The sequence below is a fragment of the Leuconostoc palmae genome (genome assembly GCF_019656075.1).
GTDB classification, from domain to species: Bacteria; Bacillota; Bacilli; order Lactobacillales; family Lactobacillaceae; genus Leuconostoc; species Leuconostoc palmae.
The window spans coordinates 117,887-134,517 of the sequence record NZ_BPKZ01000004.1 but is presented as its reverse complement, the minus strand read 5'-3'; the positions used below and the strand labels follow the sequence as shown (position 1 = coordinate 134,517).

The following is a 16,631-nucleotide window of genomic DNA, read 5'->3' as shown; positions in this document are numbered from 1 at the left end:
CTTAATTTCTCCTAAATGGATTGCGTAAAATCCTTTTCATATATCCCACTTCATCATCTGTCGGATAGTCATCGCCTGCATCATCTGGCTGATGATGCTCCGACAATACAAATTCGTAAAAATTTAGCACACGACTAGCAAATGTATTAGCATCTACGTCTTTCATTTTCATATCTCGAATTTTTTTATCCATGTCAGTTAATGGTCGCAATAGATATTTTTTGATACCAGATAAAAGTTCGTCATAATCTGATACCAGTGTACCAATCGCCTCGTTATCGACTAAATTATCTAAATAAGGAGAATGTATCGCCACAAATGGCCTATTAGATGCCATTGCTTCTATAAACGTTAACCCTTGGGTTTCTGTATCTGATGAGCTCACAAAAACATTACTCATTTTGTAATAATCAGCAATTGATTCGTGATCAACCATACCAGTAAACACAACTTGCTCAGTTAAAGAAAGTTCCGAAACCTGTTCCTCCAGTGATTTTCTAGCAGGTCCATCACCTGCTATTACAAGACGCGCTTCTGGATATTGTTGGCGTAATTCTGAAAAAGCTGATATCGTCAGAGCAATGTTTTTTTCAAAAGCCAGTCTACCTAACGATAAAATAATGGGTTGTGTTTCTGTAAATCCAAATTTGTGTCTTAAATCATTATTGGATGCATTCGTATCTGGTAACGAAATACCCGTTGGAATAATTCGAATAGGTGATTTAACACCATATTTCAACAGTGTCTCTTGCACTAATTGAGATGGCGCAATAACCCCAGACATTCCCATCATATAGGCTTTCATAATCGTGCCAACACCTTTAGCACCAATCAATAAGCCTTTGGCAACATAGTGTGTGTAGTCCTCATACATGGTGTGGTAAGTATGTACGGCAGGAATTTTTAATTGTCGTGCAACAAATTTACCAAGCAATCCTAATGAGAATTCTGTTTGTGTATGTACAATATCCAAGTTTACTGACTTAGCAATTTCCACAGCTTGAATTAAACCTCGAAATGCCAAGCGCCTGTCCTTGAACCCAACATAAGGTACACTTGAAAATCTATAAATATGTGGTTCAAATTGATTTTTTGATACTTTTGGATCGGTAGAAGTGAAAATATACACTTGATGTCCTTGCGCTTCAAGGGCATCTTTTAGCGTTTTAATCGAAGTCGCAACACCACTTACTTGTGGAAAATACGTATCCGTGAAAAGGCCAATATTCATTGTCTCCTCCAAAAATTATATAGACATTAAAAATTTATACGCCAAGGAATGGCAATATTAGTATTATATCACAGATTGTTTGAACACCTCATCTGTGCCTCGATATAAACAATAAAAAGGTTCTCCCATAATGGGAGAACCTTTTTATTCAAATACCATTTGATTGTGGTATAACTCTGCATAGAATCCATTCTCTTTTACTAACGCATCGTGTGATCCTTGTTCAATTACACGTCCATTTTTCAATACTACTATTTTGTCAGCACCTAAAATAGTTTTCAAACGGTGTGCAATCACAAAACTTGTCCGTCCCGCAATCACATTGTCCATTGCAGCTTGTATTCTAGATTCAGTAACTGTATCAACATTGGAAGTTGCTTCATCAAGAATTAAGAAATCAGGATCAGTCAATATAGTCCTAGCTATAGAGAGCAACTGTTTTTGTCCTGTTGAGAAAACTGAACTTTCATCATTAACCATGGTCTCATATTTATCAGGTAAACTCATAATAAAGTCATGTATATTTGCTTGTTTTGCTGCAGATATCATGGCATCATTACTAGCATTTGGCTGTCCAAATTTGATATTATCTGCTACTGTACCACTAAATAAGATAGCATCTTGTAACACAATGCCTACATTATTTCGCAACGATTTTAAATCAAATTGACGTACGTCAGTATCATCAAATTTGACTGTCCCAGAATCAACATCGTAAAAACGATTCAACAAATTCATTACTGTTGTTTTACCTGATCCAGTAGGACCTACAAGCGCAACCATTTCGCCTTTTTTAACATCAATAGTGACATCATGAAGTATCAATTGATGATTATTATATCCAAAATCAATATTTTCTAGTTTCACACCATCTTTCAATTTATCTAATTTTATACCTTTTTCAGGACTCATTTCTTCGCCTTGGTCATGTACATCAGATAATCTTCTAGCACCTGTTATGGCTAACTGTAGCATATTATATATTGAGGTAACCTGAGTAATGGGTTGATAATACTGTTGAGAATAATTGACAAAAACAACAATCAAACCAAGTCCCGTACCGGCACTTAGACTATTATTTACTACAAGCCAAGAACCAAAGAAAATGACTATAGCTAAATTAAGCAATGATAAACCTTGCATTAGTGGGAATAATACACCAGAGTATACTTGACCCTTAAACGTTGCTTGTCTCACCTTTTCATTGTACGGCTGAAAGCCTACTATCGATTTTTTTTGTAAACCTTGCGTAATAATGATTGCTTCGCCATTAACTTGTTCATTAATATAACCATTCATTTCTCCAATAGCATCTTGCTGTAAATTAATAAAAAAGCGAGCATGAGATATAACAAACCATGCTATGACAATTGCAAAAGGGGTTGATGCCATCGTAACCAATGCCAAATGTATATTCTGATTAAACATCATCCAAATAACGCCAATAAATAATGCTAATTGTGAGACTAACTGAAAAATAGCTTGATTCATAGCGTTGAAAATATTGTCTAAATCTGACGTGAACAAAGATAAAATTTGTCCATCTCTATGTGTATCAAAATATTTAATTGTCATTTTTTGCAACTTGCGAAATAATCCAATACGCATTTGACCAGAAGTTTGAGCAGATATTCTGGAAGATAAGAAACTAGAAATCAGCATTGTGATTGCCGTCAATAAAAAGAATAGCATCATAGCTTCTAATGCATGATAAAAAGGTTCTTTGCTAGCCATTGGACGAGTATTTGGATTAAAATATTGTCCTAAAAAAACCGATAGGTCAGTAATTGCCTTTCCCATATATATGGGTGCTTGTACCTGAAAAAAAGTAGATATTGCTGTTATAGCAACTGTAAAACTTAATCCTAACCAGTAACGTCTAAGATATCTGGAGAAATAATTGAAAGCCCGTGTTAAATCTCTCATCTTTCCTTATCCCCTTTTGCTTTTTGAGTTTGGTAAATTTCTGCATAAATTGTCGATGTTTGTAACAATTCTTGGTGAGATCCAATACCAACTAATTCACCTTTATCTAAAACCAAAATACGATTAGCATGAATCACAGAACTAATTTTCTCAGCAATAACAATTGTCGTTGTCCCTTTTAGTTCTTTATTAATTGCTTCTCGAACTTTAACTTCAGACTTGGCATCAAGAGCCGAGGTTGAATCATCTAATATTAAAATTTTAGGACGTCCAACGACCCCTCGTGCTATTGATAGCCTCTGCTTTTGTCCTCCTGACAAATTAGCTGATCTTTCTTCAACCATATGCTCAAACCCATCTTCATATTGCTCAATAAATTCTGTGGCTTGGGCAATATCTGCTGCCTTTCTAATTTCTTCTTGTGTTGCATCTTTTTTCCCCTGACGTATATTGTCTGAGATACGTCCGCTAAACAAAATACTTTTTTGTAAGACATAAGAGACAGTTTCCCGAAGAGCATCTTCATTAATTGATTTAAGATTAATACCGCTTACAAATACTTCGCCTTCAGAAGGATCATACAATCTAGGAATCAATTGTGCCAGAGTTGATTTACCGGATCCTGTAGCACCAACAATACCAATCATTTCTCCCGGCTCAATATCAAATGAAATATTTTTTAAAGAAGGTAAATCATCGTTTGGATAATTAAAAGTAACATTCTTAAATGAAATGGAGCCTTTTAAGTCCGTTTTTTCGGCATTAATATCATATGATAAATCAATTTTTGTATCTAGAACTTCTTTAATACGTCCAATTGAAATAAAACCTCTTGAAGCAAAAGTGGAGGTCAATCCTCCAATCATGAAAGCAAACAAAATCTGCATTAAATAGGAAATAAAAGATGTGATGGCAGCTAAATCACTAGGGTGATTAACAACTCCTTGACCAACAAAATAGATGGCCGTTCCAATACCAATATAAGAAATCAACATAAACATCGGGATTAGAGTAGAAAATAAATAACCAATCATTGTTGTCGTTGCAGTCAAATCATTAGAATTATCAACAAAACGTTTAATTTCATTGTCTTCTTGATTAAATGACTTCACAACACGAACACCCTGTAGGTTCTCTTTAGCTAAAGTATTTGTTTTGTCAATTAACTTTTGTATCCTACCAAAATACTTACCCATTCGTTTAAAGATCATTTGAGATGATAATACAATTAAAACAATCATCAAGACCACAATCCACCATAGTCTAGGTATAGTTAAAATAGCTAGTATAAATGAGCCGATAAATAAGATAGGTATCCGTGTCAAAGTTTGCAAAAGTGTCATTACCAATTGTTGCACTTGGTTAACATCATTAGTCATTCTAACGACAAGATTTCCAGCTGAAAACTGTTCAACATTTCCAAATGAAAAAGATTGTATTTTTTTATACTGACGTTCTCTCAGATCAGCCGCAATACCTTGGGATATCTTAGCAGCAAAAATTGTATTAGTCACACCAGCAATCAACCCAATTATTGCTAATGAGATTAATTCAACACCATATATTGTGACATCGTTTTTATCGTTATTAATAATTGCTGTCATCACATATTGTAATAATTTGGGTTGCCAAAGTGCTGCCCCCGACATAATAACAACGGCTAAAATAGAAAAGAATATGTCTCTACGATATGGTTTAGCTTGCTCTTTTAAAATTTGCATAATATCCTCTATCATGTGTTTTGATGTCATAATGTTTACTTTATAAATCTGACATCTGATTTATAAAGTAAACTATAACACAAAAAAAGTGCAGAGAACTGCACTTTTCATTAATCTGCTGCTAACGCATCAATTGTATTTAGCTTGGCTGCACGCCGTGAAGGAACAAAGCTCGCAACTAAGGCAATTATAATTGAAATAACCACCGCAAATATAACATTCCCAATCGAGACACGTACAATATCAAAATGAATTAAACTTTTCAATGCTAAATTCATGGCGATTTGAGCACCATAAGCTAAAACAATCCCAACAACTGCTGAAATCATTCCAATTAAAAGTGCCTCATTAGTAAATAACCCACGAATATCTTTAGCACGAGCACCTAAGGCTCTGAGTACACCGATTTCACGTGTACGTTCTGAAACAGACATATACGTTGTTACAATAATCATGATGGCTGATACAAGCAATGAAATACCCGCAATGGCTGCTAATACATATGAGGCCAAGCTAGTTATTGTATTAATTGTGCTAAGAATATCGTCCAATGAGACCCCAGCAAATTCTTGCATCCCATTATTTTTAACTTGATTAATACGTTTCATAGTTGCTTTAACTTCTTTAGTGTCTTTAATTTCGACGGAAGTATAATTAGCATCAGTAACAGCACCACTCTTTTTCAAATCACCTTGTATTGTTGACCAGTTTTGAATAAACAGCGCACCAGACTGTCCACCATCTGTAATACCAGCTATTTTAGCTGAAGTCACAATAGGCACTGGTCTATTATTTTGATCAAACGCAACATAACTAAATGAAATTGTTTTGCCAATTAAGTCAGAATAATTAGACTGTATTTTTTTTGCAAAGTCCTTATCAATAACAATTTCACCATTTCCAGGGCGATGTCCATTCTTAATGGTTTTTTCAGAGTATTGTGGTGTCCAAGACTGTAACTGGAAAGGTTGTGACTTAACATTACCATAGGTAAATACGGTATTGTTGAAACGTCCACCAGCATAAACATTATCTACACCCTTAACTTCAGATAACCGTTTAAGCATCGAATCATTCATCGTTGTTGAGCTGTAGTCTGTGGCCATTGCACGCATTGTTTCCTGTACACGTTGTCCTGGGCTTGCCTTCGTGTCATTGGTAACGTTTCGAACAACTGTTTGATAATTAGGATTGACTAAATCGTTTACTTGATCAGCTATGTAAGCTTTTATGCCATTTCCTAATCCTAAAAATAAAATAACTGAAAATACACCAATTGCTGATCCAAGAATAATTAATGCATTTTGTAATTTTTTATATTTTAAATGATCAAAAGCCATATTCCAAATTGATGATTGTTTTAATGGTTTAGATTTAAACTTATCGAGAGATTCAGGGACAATAAATTTGTCTTTTAACTGCTTCTCCTCATCAATTTTACCGTCTGCCATATGTACAATACGTGTACCATAGTCAGCGACTGCTTGCGAATGCGTGACAACAATGACTAACTTGCCTTCTTCAGCAATTTGCTTAAGTAGCTCTAAAACTTCTGATGTGTTTACTGAATCTAAGGCACCCGTTGGTTCATCAGCAATCATAATATCGGGATTGGAAGCCAAAGCTCTGGCGATTGCAACACGTTGTTTTTGACCGCCTGAAAGTTGAGAGGGATATTTATGAACATGTTCACCTAGCCCTACTTTATTAAGCAATTCAACGGCATACTTTTTACGTTCAGAGCTAGACAAATCTGTCATATTGAGACTAGTTTCGACATTTTCCAGATTAGTTTGATAATTTATTAAATTGAAACTTTGAAAAATATAGCCAACAGTCTCTCGCCGATAAATATCTAACTTTTTTTCCTGAGTATGGTCCAGTTTATCACCATCAACTAAAACCGTACCATCAAAATTACGATCTAAGCCACCGATGATATTCATCAACGTTGATTTTCCACCACCAGATTCACCTAAAATTGAAACAAATTCTCCTTTTTCAAATGATAAATCAATACCTTTCAAAACAGGAAATGCTTCCTTACCTAAATAATAAGATTTTTTAATGTTTTGTAATTCTAAAAATGCCAAGGTTACTTACCTTTCCTCTCGAATACGCATATTATAAAGTGAGATCATCATAACACAAATTATTTATTGTCTTGTTTCTCTGAACCATGGCTGTTGACTTTGTTCATTTTCAGTTAAAATACGATGCAACGTATCTTGAGCCTGTGGGACAAACATGGTTGGTTCGGGATTTATCGGAACAAAAGCTAAATCTAAAGTTTCGGTTCCGTCTTTTTGTAATTCACCACCTATCTTTGATACCTCAAAACCGACACCAATCGTTTCTTGTGCATCACCCCAACTATTTTTTCCCGTTAAATGTGTTGTTAAACTCAACATACGTTCAACTTTCACATCTAATCCTGTTTCTTCCTTAAATTCTCTAATCACAGCCTGCATAGGCGAATCACCATATTCAAGATAGCCACCAGGAAATCCCCATCCTTTATCTGAATCCCAACGCTTTTCTAATAAAATCGCATCGTGTGCTTCATTCCACAAGACACCAAACGCCGAGACAAAGATCATCCCTTCATGTCCAACCTTTTCTCGCATGCGAGCAATGTAATTTTTTGCCATTATGGATTAAATCCCTTCTATTGATTTGATTTACACTGAGATTCATAAAAATCAGGTAATAAGCTCTTTGCCAGATCATATAATTGATCTTTATGAATAAAACTTTCCAAGAAAAGATCAGGTAAAATATCTGTGGCAATATATTTAACGCTTGCCATATGTTTAAACTCTGCTAAAGCTTCTAGGCTACTTTGGAATATGTTGACGAAAACAGGTTCAGGATTAAACTTCTCTAATTCACCATACGCTTCGTACATTAAATCAAACTTATCTGCAATAGATAGGATTTGGCCTTCGATGGTATCATCTTTGCCCTCTCCAAGACGCCTTGTATATGCCGACTGATATTGGACTGGAATTTCTGTTTTAATGAAATTTTCAGTCATTGACTCTTCAACATCTGCTAACATTGAGCGCAAGGTCGACGTAGCATATTTAACAGGTGTTTTAATGTCGCCAATGAATCGTTCTGTGTAGTCATGATTCAAGGCTTTTTCATAAACTGATTGCCAATTAATAGTCGCACCGTTTTGTTCCTCAACATCCGCTAAAAATTGAGCTATTTGCGTTACTTTCCAAGAATGCGCTGCTACGTTATGTGGTTGATATTTAAAAAAACCTGGGGCACGATTAATTAATTCTAATTGATTCATTCCCATAAAAAACTCATGCATTGGCATATAATTATTTTTATAACACACTAATTTAATGTGTTATATCTCCTCTCCTTTAGTAATTTCATTATCTTTATCATACAGGAATTTAACTTCAGGCGCATGATTAACACCTTTGTTGTCTATCTTTAATAATCCTATCATAACCATAATAATCCAAGATTTTCTTGAGTAGGCGATATACATTGGCACCCAGTTTTTTGTAAATTTATTTTTATAATGGTGTAACCCTTCAAATGAATAAACCCGTGATCCAAATTGATATACCAAATTTGCCAGTTTTTCTCTCCCAAAACTTTGTCGATGAAGACCAACATTTGCCAGTGGAGACATGCCTAAATTTAATGTTTCTAAACCGAGTGATTTAGCATAATTAATTGTATTGACGAATAAAACGTCCATTACACCGCTCGGTGCTTTTTTAGTAAATCGCATTAAATCAACTGCCATTTGATTTTCCGTATGAGATGTTACCAATGTTGCATAAGCTTCAATTTGATCATCTTTTGATAAAATAGCGATAGGGTATCGTTGAATGTAATTTTCATCAAAAAATCCCAACGAGTAGCCTTTTTCTTCTCGACCATTAAGCCATTCACGGCTAATATCACTAAGCTGTTTCATGACATTGGTATTGAACGGTGGTTGCAAAACTTTGAAAGAAAATCCTGCTCTCGTTGACTGGTTAATGACAGATCGAACATTTTGCATTTTTTTGCCTGCAGTTGAAAATTCGGCCAAAATGACTTGTGCTTCTTCCCCTAATTTAAAGAAATCATATCCGAATTCATGAGCTAGCATGGCAATTTTTTCACTCACTTCATAAAATACCGGTATGAAATTCAATTTGTCTGCTTCTTCTACAAATTCTTGCATTGCTTCTGAAAAATAGCCTACATCTCCGAACGGATCTCCCATAACCATAGCCTTGTTATTCACTATTCTAAATTGTAATCCTACTTTGTCTTCTTGATTAACTTGGAAATAATAAAATCTTTTATCTCCCAAAAAAGCTAGATTTGTATAATGTGTGTCACCAACTGTTAACAAATTTTGTAATCGTTTTTCATCAAAAAGCTCCCCAAGTTTTTTTTGCCGTGCACGAAGATACTTTGATAAGATCAAGCTAAACAATGAAACCACACTTATAATAACAACACCAATAATCCACCAATGAATGGAAGGAAGCATACTGGTTTCATAAAAATGGTTAAAATGGCGTTTAATAAGTGGCGCATTCATAACTCCCAATAACAGGTAACTAATAATTAGCGCTCCCCATATAATACCGTCAATAACTTGTTCTTCCCAAGCATAAATAAATTGTTCACGATATAATGTTCTTTTCGTAGTAATAAACAAAATTAGCAAAATACTGACAAAAACCATTGGTATAATGTGACGATATTCAAATAACGCATAAATGATAATGAGCATTAATAATGCTATTGTGGAATCATAAGCTCGTTTAACGCAGTTAGCTACTCCTCTAGCACTAATTAATAATAGGAAACCTAGTAAAATATTAGGTAACTGATTAGCCAGTGCATGCGTAATTGGCCAAGATCTAAAACTGTTTAATACAACAACACGTGTTACAACCGTTGGCATAGTGCCTGATAATACTAGTAAAATACCTGTCATATACAATGCTACCGTAGTTAATTTATGAGTGATAACCCCCGCAACATAGTGTGGTACCCCTCGATAAGTTTCATTAATTTGCTTTGATAAACGGTATCCAAATAATATCAGTGCTGATAATAACGGTATAATATTGTAAACCAGACGATACAATATTAACCAAACAACAACTTTATCTTGTCCGACTGCAATATCAGACATAATAATTAAAACTGCTACATCAAATGATCCCCATGTTCCAGGGGTCATTGTAATTAATGCAATAACGCTAGCAATTGTAAAAATAATGCCCATATCAGGGATATCTATATCAATCCCAACAGTCAATCCAATAGTAATGAATAATATTGCTTGAATGACAAAAGATAATAGCGATACACCAGCTAATTTTTTAAGCACACTACCTCGCATACCTTGCCAAAAGTTGATTCTTGGAATGAGTAAAATACTAAATATAATTAGGGCAAGAATCACAATTGCAACAAACCAAATAATGTCATCTTCAAACCCTTTCACAATATCGAAAAAACAAACAATACCAACTAGCGTGCTAGCGATTAATAATCCAAGTAAACCAATAACATACATTTGTACAAATGTTTTGATTCGATTATTTTTTTCTTGATCGAAAAAGAACACTCTACGTAGTAATATGCTCACAAATCCAATAAATCCAGCATTAATATTAAAAACATTGATTTGCCAAGAACGCTGTATTAACTCAATAGTACTGATTTTATATTCTTGCCACCGAGCCAGTATGAAATCATTTAATATTGAAGGTACAATAGCCATAAATCCAAAAACAATTAGCAGAGAGGTCTGCCACCAAGCGATGTTCCCAATTGTTTCTAGAATCATATCCCATGTAATTTCTCTAGTCATAAATACTAACTGACTAATTAAGATAATGGTTACAGCTGGCACAATTAAATGTGACAAAATTTTTTTGATTTTATTCATCGATAAATTCCTTTGAGTAAATATGGCATAACAAGTTGACTAAATTTTTTAGGGTTAGTATAAGTTATAAAATGACTATGTCTAGGAATAATCATAACTTCTGAGTTCGGTATTAATTCGGCAATTCTTTCAATATGTCGGCGTTTCACTAAATCAAAACTACCAATTACCAATAATGTTCTAGAATTGATTAATAATAAGTCTTTTCGAGAAATATTCAATGGCTCACTCATAACATGCAATTGTTTATGTCGACGTTCGGCATAGTGGCTAATAGGTGCTAGTACTTTCGTTATAAATTGTGCGATACTATCCAACCACCAAAGAATCTGATATATTCCTTTTTTGGATAGGTTGGGCGCATTCAAAACCATTTGAATAACCCGATTTGGGTATAATGTTGCATACTTCACTGCAATATTAGCACCGTCACTATAACCGAGTATGGATATGTGTTTTAAATTTAGCTTGACACGCAAACACTCAATATCAGAGACAATGTCTAAGATTTCAATGCTTTTCTTAACGTTATTAGAACGCCCATGTCCTCTTGTATCGATAGCTATAACATGAAAATGACTAATATATTCAGCAATTTGTCGCTTAAAATATTTTGCTGAGCTACCGTTACCGTGGAGTAAAAAGAGCGTCTCTGTATGTTCACTGGCGTACTCATCGTATACAATTTTTGTACCATCTTTAACATTAATTGACTGTGTTATCATAAATTTTTCCATTCAAAAAAAGAGAGCCATTGCTCTCTTAATTATACCGCTTATTTTTCTGATGGCTTGTCAGCATCAGAGGTAATTGTTTCTTTATTGTCAACAGTTTCTTCATCGCCTAAAGGTTTCAAATCTTCAACTGCTACTGCATCATTTGCCTTTTCAACTTGAGGTAACACAGTACGAATCGCCGCCATATCAAAAGTTAAAATCACACCTTCAGCATCCAAATCAACTGTTTTATCTTCCTTATTTATAGCATCAACGACAGCATGTAATCCACCAATAGTTACTACAGAGGCGCCCTTAGCCAAATTATTTTGACGTTCTTCTTGGGCAGCACGCTGCTTCTTTTGTTGGCGTCCCATAAACCAAAACATACCAACAATTAAAATTAATGGGAGAATTAAATTCAAATTCATAAAATTTTTCCTGCTTTCTTAATATACGTGGGAATAAAAATAATTCATACCATATAATTATAACAAAAAAATACTAGCTTGTTTTAAAATAGTCTGGCATTTGGTTTATTATATCCATATTCCTCCATCACAGTCTCTCTAAATGCCAACAATTCATCATTTTCAATAGCCATTCTCATATCTTCCATAAATTGAAGTAAATATCTCAAATTATGTTGTGAAGCCAATTGAGCGCCTAAAATTTCGTTTGCATTAAACAAATGATGTAAATATGATCGCGTAAGCGTGTTAAAAGGATTATATTCAGGATTGTCAAACTGTGCCAAATTACCAAATTGTTCATGCCGTATTTTATTTGAGGAATAATAACTCAAATCAGGATCAAGTGGCGTGAAATCATGTTTATATTTCGAATTTTTTATAACAACACGACCAAATCTCGTCATTAAAGTACCTTTACGTGCAATTCGCGTCGGCAACACAGAATCAAACATGTCAACACCCCGTATAACACCGTCAATAAGCGAATCTGGAGCAGCAACTCCCATTAAATAGCGTGGCTTGTTTTCTGGCAACAAAGGCATTGTAAAATCTAGCACACGGTTCATTTCGATTTTTGACTCACCCACTGATAAACCACCAACTGCATACCCTGGTAAATCCATTCCTACAAGCCCTTTTGCTGATTCTGTTCTCAATGCTTTAAAACCAGCACCTTGAACAATACCAAAAAGGGCTTGCTTATCTGGGCTACGATGAGCAATTTGAGCACGATCAGCCCACCGCAAAGAACGTTGCATTGATTCTTTAATATACTGGTAACTTTCAAAGTATGGTATAGCTTCATCCAATTGCATCATCACATCTGATCCTAAGTTATTTTGAATGCGCATAGCCACTTCAGGTGATAAAAACATCTTATCACCGTTAACATGATTTTGAAAAGTTACACCTTCTTCTTTTAGTTTTCGTGCATCTGATAAAGAAAACACCTGAAAACCACCTGAATCGGTTAATATAGCTTGATCCCAACCCATATATTTATGCAACCCACCAGCTTGAGCAATTAGCTCATCTCCAGGGCGCACCCATAAATGATAAGTATTACTTAAAATGAACTGCGATCCAATCTCTTTTAATTCTCTTGTTCCAACGCCTTTAACTGTCCCTTGTGTCCCGACTGGCATAAACATGGGGGTTTCAAAAGTACCGTGAGGAGTATGAATCCTCCCACGACGTGCCCCAGTATATTTCTCGGTGTGTAAATGTTCATACCAAACTGCTGGTTTATTTGTTGTCATAAATATATTGCATTGATTAGTTGCCTAGAAATCGCACTAATCATATTCCTTTTCTATAGTTAAATTAATCTCTTTTATTTTACCAGTTTTATCAAGAAAGCACATTAAGATAACTACTATACAGCATTATGCAGTAATTACTTTCAGTTGGCCATTTTCTGATAAGCTCCAATAACTATCATGCGTCACAACAAATGAGTCAAACATAGGCGCTGCCATCTCTTCTCCTAAAATATTTAATCTTCTACTGAAATTAATATCGGCTTCAGATGGCATAACATTACCACTGGGATGATTATGGATAATCATAAAACCTAAAGCATTAGCTTTTAATACCCGTTGAAATATTTCACGTGGTGAAGCCTGCACTTGAATTAAACTACCTATAAATACTGTTTCCCAACCAATCACATTCAACTGAGCATCAAGTAATGCAATGCATAACTGTTCCTGACGTAAATGGCCTAATTGTCGTTGTGCGTAACGGCCGATTTCTTCTGAAAATTTCGCATTCAAAATTTTTGGCCGTGTTACTGATGCTACCATTTGGCCTATTTCAATGGCAACTAGTAGTGCCTTGTTAACCGATTGATTTTGTAAGATAAAGTCCTCAGCACTATTAGTCGTTATTTCAGCTAAATCATAATCATTGGGGAAGTGTTGTCTTAACACATTGACACTTTTATCGCCTTCGTGCCCTAATAATTGATAAAATTTTTTAATTTGATTATTGATTGTCATTCTCTACCTCTAATGAGATAGTACGTAATTAATGACGTTGCGTAACAACCCTTAGGGCACTCAATGATAGTAGCGATGCAATAAAAATCAATGCAATGTCTAATCGAAATACCAATGATGTAGCAAACTGTGTGCCAGTTATATATGAACCTTTATTTTGACAAATTGTCATAATACCTGCTGCTAGTGCGATTCCAACAGCTGCTGAATAATTATTGGTCGCTGAAAAAATAGAATTACCAGCACTATGATACTGAGTTGGTACATGGCTAATAGCATGTGTCATGTTATTACCAAACCAAAAACCGGCACCTAATTGCACAAACATAAAACTAACCATCATATTAAACACACCTATTGGTAATATAGCCATCATAATTGTTCCAAAAACCATAAGTACAATACCTGTATATATCGGTACTTTTGGGCTAAAACGATCGTACAATCGACCAGAAATAATTGCCATAATTGCATATCCTAAAGCACCCGGTAGCAAAGTTAGTCCCGCAACTTGAGAGTTTTTAACTAATACTATTTGTAATACCATTGGAATAGTATAGTTGAATGTTAAGTTAGTAACTTGTGTTATAAATGAAGCCATGACACTAAGTGAAAATGTTTTAAATCGAAATATTGCAGGGCTAATCAGGGGATGACTAATTTTATTGCCCCATATAACGTAACTTACTAAACTGATACACATGATAACAATCAACAATAAACTCAATAAATTAAGCAAGCCGTGTGTGCTAAATCTTTCAATCATAAATATACCTGAGACAAAAAATGAGCTCAACAGTAGCCAACCAACCCAATCTAATTTTTCATGTGTTACTTCAGCAACTTGTTTAATCGTAAACCAACCTAAAATCAATGATCCTAGTTGAATAGGTAATACAACCCAAAAAACCATATGCCATCCATAGTTTTGAGTTAAATAACCACCAAAAGCTGGCCCGAGTGCCGGTGCAAAAGATATAATAAGTGATCCTAATCCTACCATTGTACCACGCCTATTTTCAGGAACCTGTTCAAAAATCACATTATACATCAGTGGCATTCCTACACCACCACCAATACCCTGTAGTAGCCTACCAAATAAAATTAAATTAAAATTATTACTTGTAGCATCAATTAATACACCAATCAAAGAAATAATCGTGGCTACAATAAACTGACTCCGATTTGTAAATCTCTTTTTAAGCCACGGTGATAATACCACAACGATACTAGTCAATAAAATAACACCCGAGGTTAACCATTGAACTGAATTTGACGAAATATTAAAACGCTTCATTAAGACTGGAAAGCTAACATTCAATGCTGTTTCTAGCATGATATCTGAAAATCCTAACAAACCTATGGCTAAAATACTCATTACTAATCTTGGTGTCAGTTGTTTTTCTAGTGTTATATTATTCATAGTTTGTCTCTCACCTCACTTACAAAGTACAATGACCCAGTAAATACAACAGGATTGTCTTTTACTTTTTGATAAGCTTCCTGCCAACTTTTATATGATCTAATTTTATATTTCTGGGCTACTTTTTCTATATCTAAACTAGGTCTTCCATTAGGTCCCATAAAAGGAACTAATATCATTTGAAAGTCTTTTTTTGACATAATTTCTTCAAATGCCTTAACAACATTTTTGTCCATCAAACTACCAATTATCAGTGTCTTTGTTTTACCTTCGAAAGGACGATACTCTGATAATGATTCAACCAACTTTAACAGACCTTGTTCATTGTGTGCGCCATCAATCATCACGTTTGGCTTAATTAATTCAAAACGTGCATTGAAATTACTTTCCAATAAGCCCTTTTTTATGATTTCAGGAGAAATACTTGCATTAAATGCCGTAACTGCTGCAACAGCAGTAGCAGTATTTTCAATCTGATAGGAACCAGGCAATCCAGGATCATATATACCACTTTTCCCCTCTATTAAGGGGTGAATTGATCGTTTTTCAATAACCTTCTTCGCTTCAGCAGGTATATTACCCACAACCACAGACATACCTTCATGAATAATTCCAGCTTTTTGTTCTGCAATCTCCTCTATTGAACGACCTAGAATTTCTTGATGATCTAGTCCTACACTTGTAATCACTGCAACTTTTGAGTTTTTCATAACATTAGTTGAATCCAGCTGTCCACCAATTCCAACTTCAATAACTAAGGCATCTAAAGATTTCGTAGCAAAATATGTCATCATGATGGCAGTCAAAACTTCGAATTCGGTTGGAATATCAGGTTTCAATGCATCATCAACTACTGACAGCTTATCAAATACTTCAACTGTTGCGTGGATTAAGTCATTTTGGCTGATCATATCATTATTAATTTGAATCCGCTCTCTAAAATTTACAATATATGGTGATATGAATAATCCAGTTTTATAGCCAGCATTTCTTAAAATATTACTAGTCATGGTAGCAACAGACCCTTTACCATTGGTACCTGTTATATGAATAGTGGGAGGCAATTTTTCTTGTGGGTGATCTAGCGCATCCAAAAGAGTAAACATGCGATATAAAGATTCTTTTTTCCCACCTTTTGGACGAGCATGAATCATATTAATAGCTTCTTCTACCGAAATCATAATTTTAAACTATTTCTCCTCTATCTCG

General features: G+C 34.7%; 13 protein-coding genes. All 13 read right to left on the bottom strand.

Annotated elements, in window-relative coordinates; all coding sequences use genetic code 11:
- Position 1: 1 nt before the first annotated feature.
- Complete coding sequence (locus tag K5Q12_RS03375; protein ID WP_220742310.1) at positions 2 to 1,231, bottom strand: glycosyltransferase family 4 protein; 1,230 nt, start codon at positions 1,229 to 1,231, stop codon at positions 2 to 4.
- Positions 1,232 to 1,375: 144 nt separating this feature from the next.
- Positions 1,376 to 3,157, bottom strand: a complete 1,782-nt coding sequence (locus K5Q12_RS03370) for an ABC transporter ATP-binding protein (protein WP_220742309.1) — start codon at positions 3,155 to 3,157, stop codon at positions 1,376 to 1,378.
- Complete coding sequence (locus K5Q12_RS03365; RefSeq protein WP_220742308.1) at positions 3,154 to 4,878, bottom strand: ABC transporter ATP-binding protein; 1,725 nt, start codon at positions 4,876 to 4,878, stop codon at positions 3,154 to 3,156. Before K5Q12_RS03365 ends, K5Q12_RS03370 begins: the two co-directional genes overlap by 4 nt.
- Positions 4,879 to 4,988: 110 nt before the next feature.
- A complete protein-coding gene (locus tag K5Q12_RS03360) occupies positions 4,989 to 6,971 on the bottom strand; it encodes an ABC transporter ATP-binding protein/permease (RefSeq protein ID WP_220742307.1) in 1,983 nt (660 codons plus the stop codon).
- 63 nt (positions 6,972 to 7,034) lie between these two features.
- The gene (locus tag K5Q12_RS03355) at positions 7,035 to 7,529 is read right to left on the bottom strand and encodes an NUDIX domain-containing protein (RefSeq protein WP_220742306.1); all 495 of its coding nucleotides are present in this window, start codon (positions 7,527 to 7,529) and stop codon (positions 7,035 to 7,037) included.
- Positions 7,530 to 7,546: 17 nt separating this feature from the next.
- Positions 7,547 to 8,209 (bottom strand): YfbR-like 5'-deoxynucleotidase, encoded by a 663-nt coding sequence (locus tag K5Q12_RS03350; RefSeq protein WP_220742305.1) that lies wholly within the window; start codon positions 8,207 to 8,209, stop codon positions 7,547 to 7,549.
- A 33-nt stretch (positions 8,210 to 8,242) separates the two neighbouring features.
- A complete protein-coding gene (gene mprF, locus K5Q12_RS03345) occupies positions 8,243 to 10,810 on the bottom strand; it encodes a bifunctional lysylphosphatidylglycerol flippase/synthetase MprF (protein ID WP_220742304.1) in 2,568 nt (855 codons plus the stop codon).
- On the bottom strand, positions 10,807 to 11,535 hold the full coding sequence (locus K5Q12_RS03340) for an alpha/beta fold hydrolase (RefSeq protein ID WP_220742303.1): 729 nt from the start codon (positions 11,533 to 11,535) through the stop codon (positions 10,807 to 10,809). Before K5Q12_RS03340 ends, mprF begins: the two co-directional genes overlap by 4 nt.
- Positions 11,536 to 11,585: 50 nt before the next feature.
- Positions 11,586 to 11,957 carry a preprotein translocase subunit YajC gene (gene yajC, locus K5Q12_RS03335; RefSeq protein WP_220742302.1) on the bottom strand — a complete coding sequence of 124 codons (372 nt, stop codon included), beginning with the start codon at positions 11,955 to 11,957 and terminating at the stop codon, positions 11,586 to 11,588.
- A gap of 83 nt (positions 11,958 to 12,040) precedes the next feature.
- Positions 12,041 to 13,258: a tRNA guanosine(34) transglycosylase Tgt gene (tgt, locus tag K5Q12_RS03330; protein WP_220742301.1), complete on the bottom strand. Its 1,218-nt coding sequence runs from the start codon at positions 13,256 to 13,258 to the stop codon at positions 12,041 to 12,043.
- Between the two features lie 126 nt (positions 13,259 to 13,384).
- Positions 13,385 to 13,999, bottom strand: coding sequence for a JAB domain-containing protein (locus tag K5Q12_RS03325; protein WP_220742300.1), 615 nt, complete (start codon positions 13,997 to 13,999; stop codon positions 13,385 to 13,387).
- Between the two features lie 28 nt (positions 14,000 to 14,027).
- Complete coding sequence (locus K5Q12_RS03320) at positions 14,028 to 15,422, bottom strand: MFS transporter (RefSeq protein WP_220742299.1); 1,395 nt, start codon at positions 15,420 to 15,422, stop codon at positions 14,028 to 14,030.
- Positions 15,419 to 16,603, bottom strand: a complete 1,185-nt coding sequence (locus K5Q12_RS03315) for a bifunctional folylpolyglutamate synthase/dihydrofolate synthase (protein WP_220742298.1) — start codon at positions 16,601 to 16,603, stop codon at positions 15,419 to 15,421. The genes K5Q12_RS03320 and K5Q12_RS03315 overlap by 4 nt, the downstream gene beginning before the upstream one ends.
- Between the last annotated feature and the right edge of the window lie 28 nt (positions 16,604 to 16,631).

Coding starts and splice junctions, on each gene's coding strand:
- K5Q12_RS03355 (WP_220742306.1), bottom strand. CDS start 7,529: ATGGCAAAAAATTACATTGCTCGCATGCGAGAAAAGGTTGGACATGAA.
- K5Q12_RS03370 (WP_220742309.1), bottom strand. CDS start 3,157: ATGAGAGATTTAACACGGGCTTTCAATTATTTCTCCAGATATCTTAGA.
- K5Q12_RS03315 (WP_220742298.1), bottom strand. CDS start 16,603: ATGATTTCGGTAGAAGAAGCTATTAATATGATTCATGCTCGTCCAAAA.
- mprF (WP_220742304.1), bottom strand. CDS start 10,810: ATGAATAAAATCAAAAAAATTTTGTCACATTTAATTGTGCCAGCTGTA.
- yajC (WP_220742302.1), bottom strand. CDS start 11,957: ATGAATTTGAATTTAATTCTCCCATTAATTTTAATTGTTGGTATGTTT.
- K5Q12_RS03375 (WP_220742310.1), bottom strand. CDS start 1,231: ATGAATATTGGCCTTTTCACGGATACGTATTTTCCACAAGTAAGTGGT.
- K5Q12_RS03320 (WP_220742299.1), bottom strand. CDS start 15,422: ATGAATAATATAACACTAGAAAAACAACTGACACCAAGATTAGTAATG.
- K5Q12_RS03365 (WP_220742308.1), bottom strand. CDS start 4,878: ATGCAAATTTTAAAAGAGCAAGCTAAACCATATCGTAGAGACATATTC.
- K5Q12_RS03350 (WP_220742305.1), bottom strand. CDS start 8,209: ATGCCAATGCATGAGTTTTTTATGGGAATGAATCAATTAGAATTAATT.
- K5Q12_RS03325 (WP_220742300.1), bottom strand. CDS start 13,999: ATGACAATCAATAATCAAATTAAAAAATTTTATCAATTATTAGGGCAC.
- tgt (WP_220742301.1), bottom strand. CDS start 13,258: ATGACAACAAATAAACCAGCAGTTTGGTATGAACATTTACACACCGAG.
- K5Q12_RS03340 (WP_220742303.1), bottom strand. CDS start 11,535: ATGATAACACAGTCAATTAATGTTAAAGATGGTACAAAAATTGTATAC.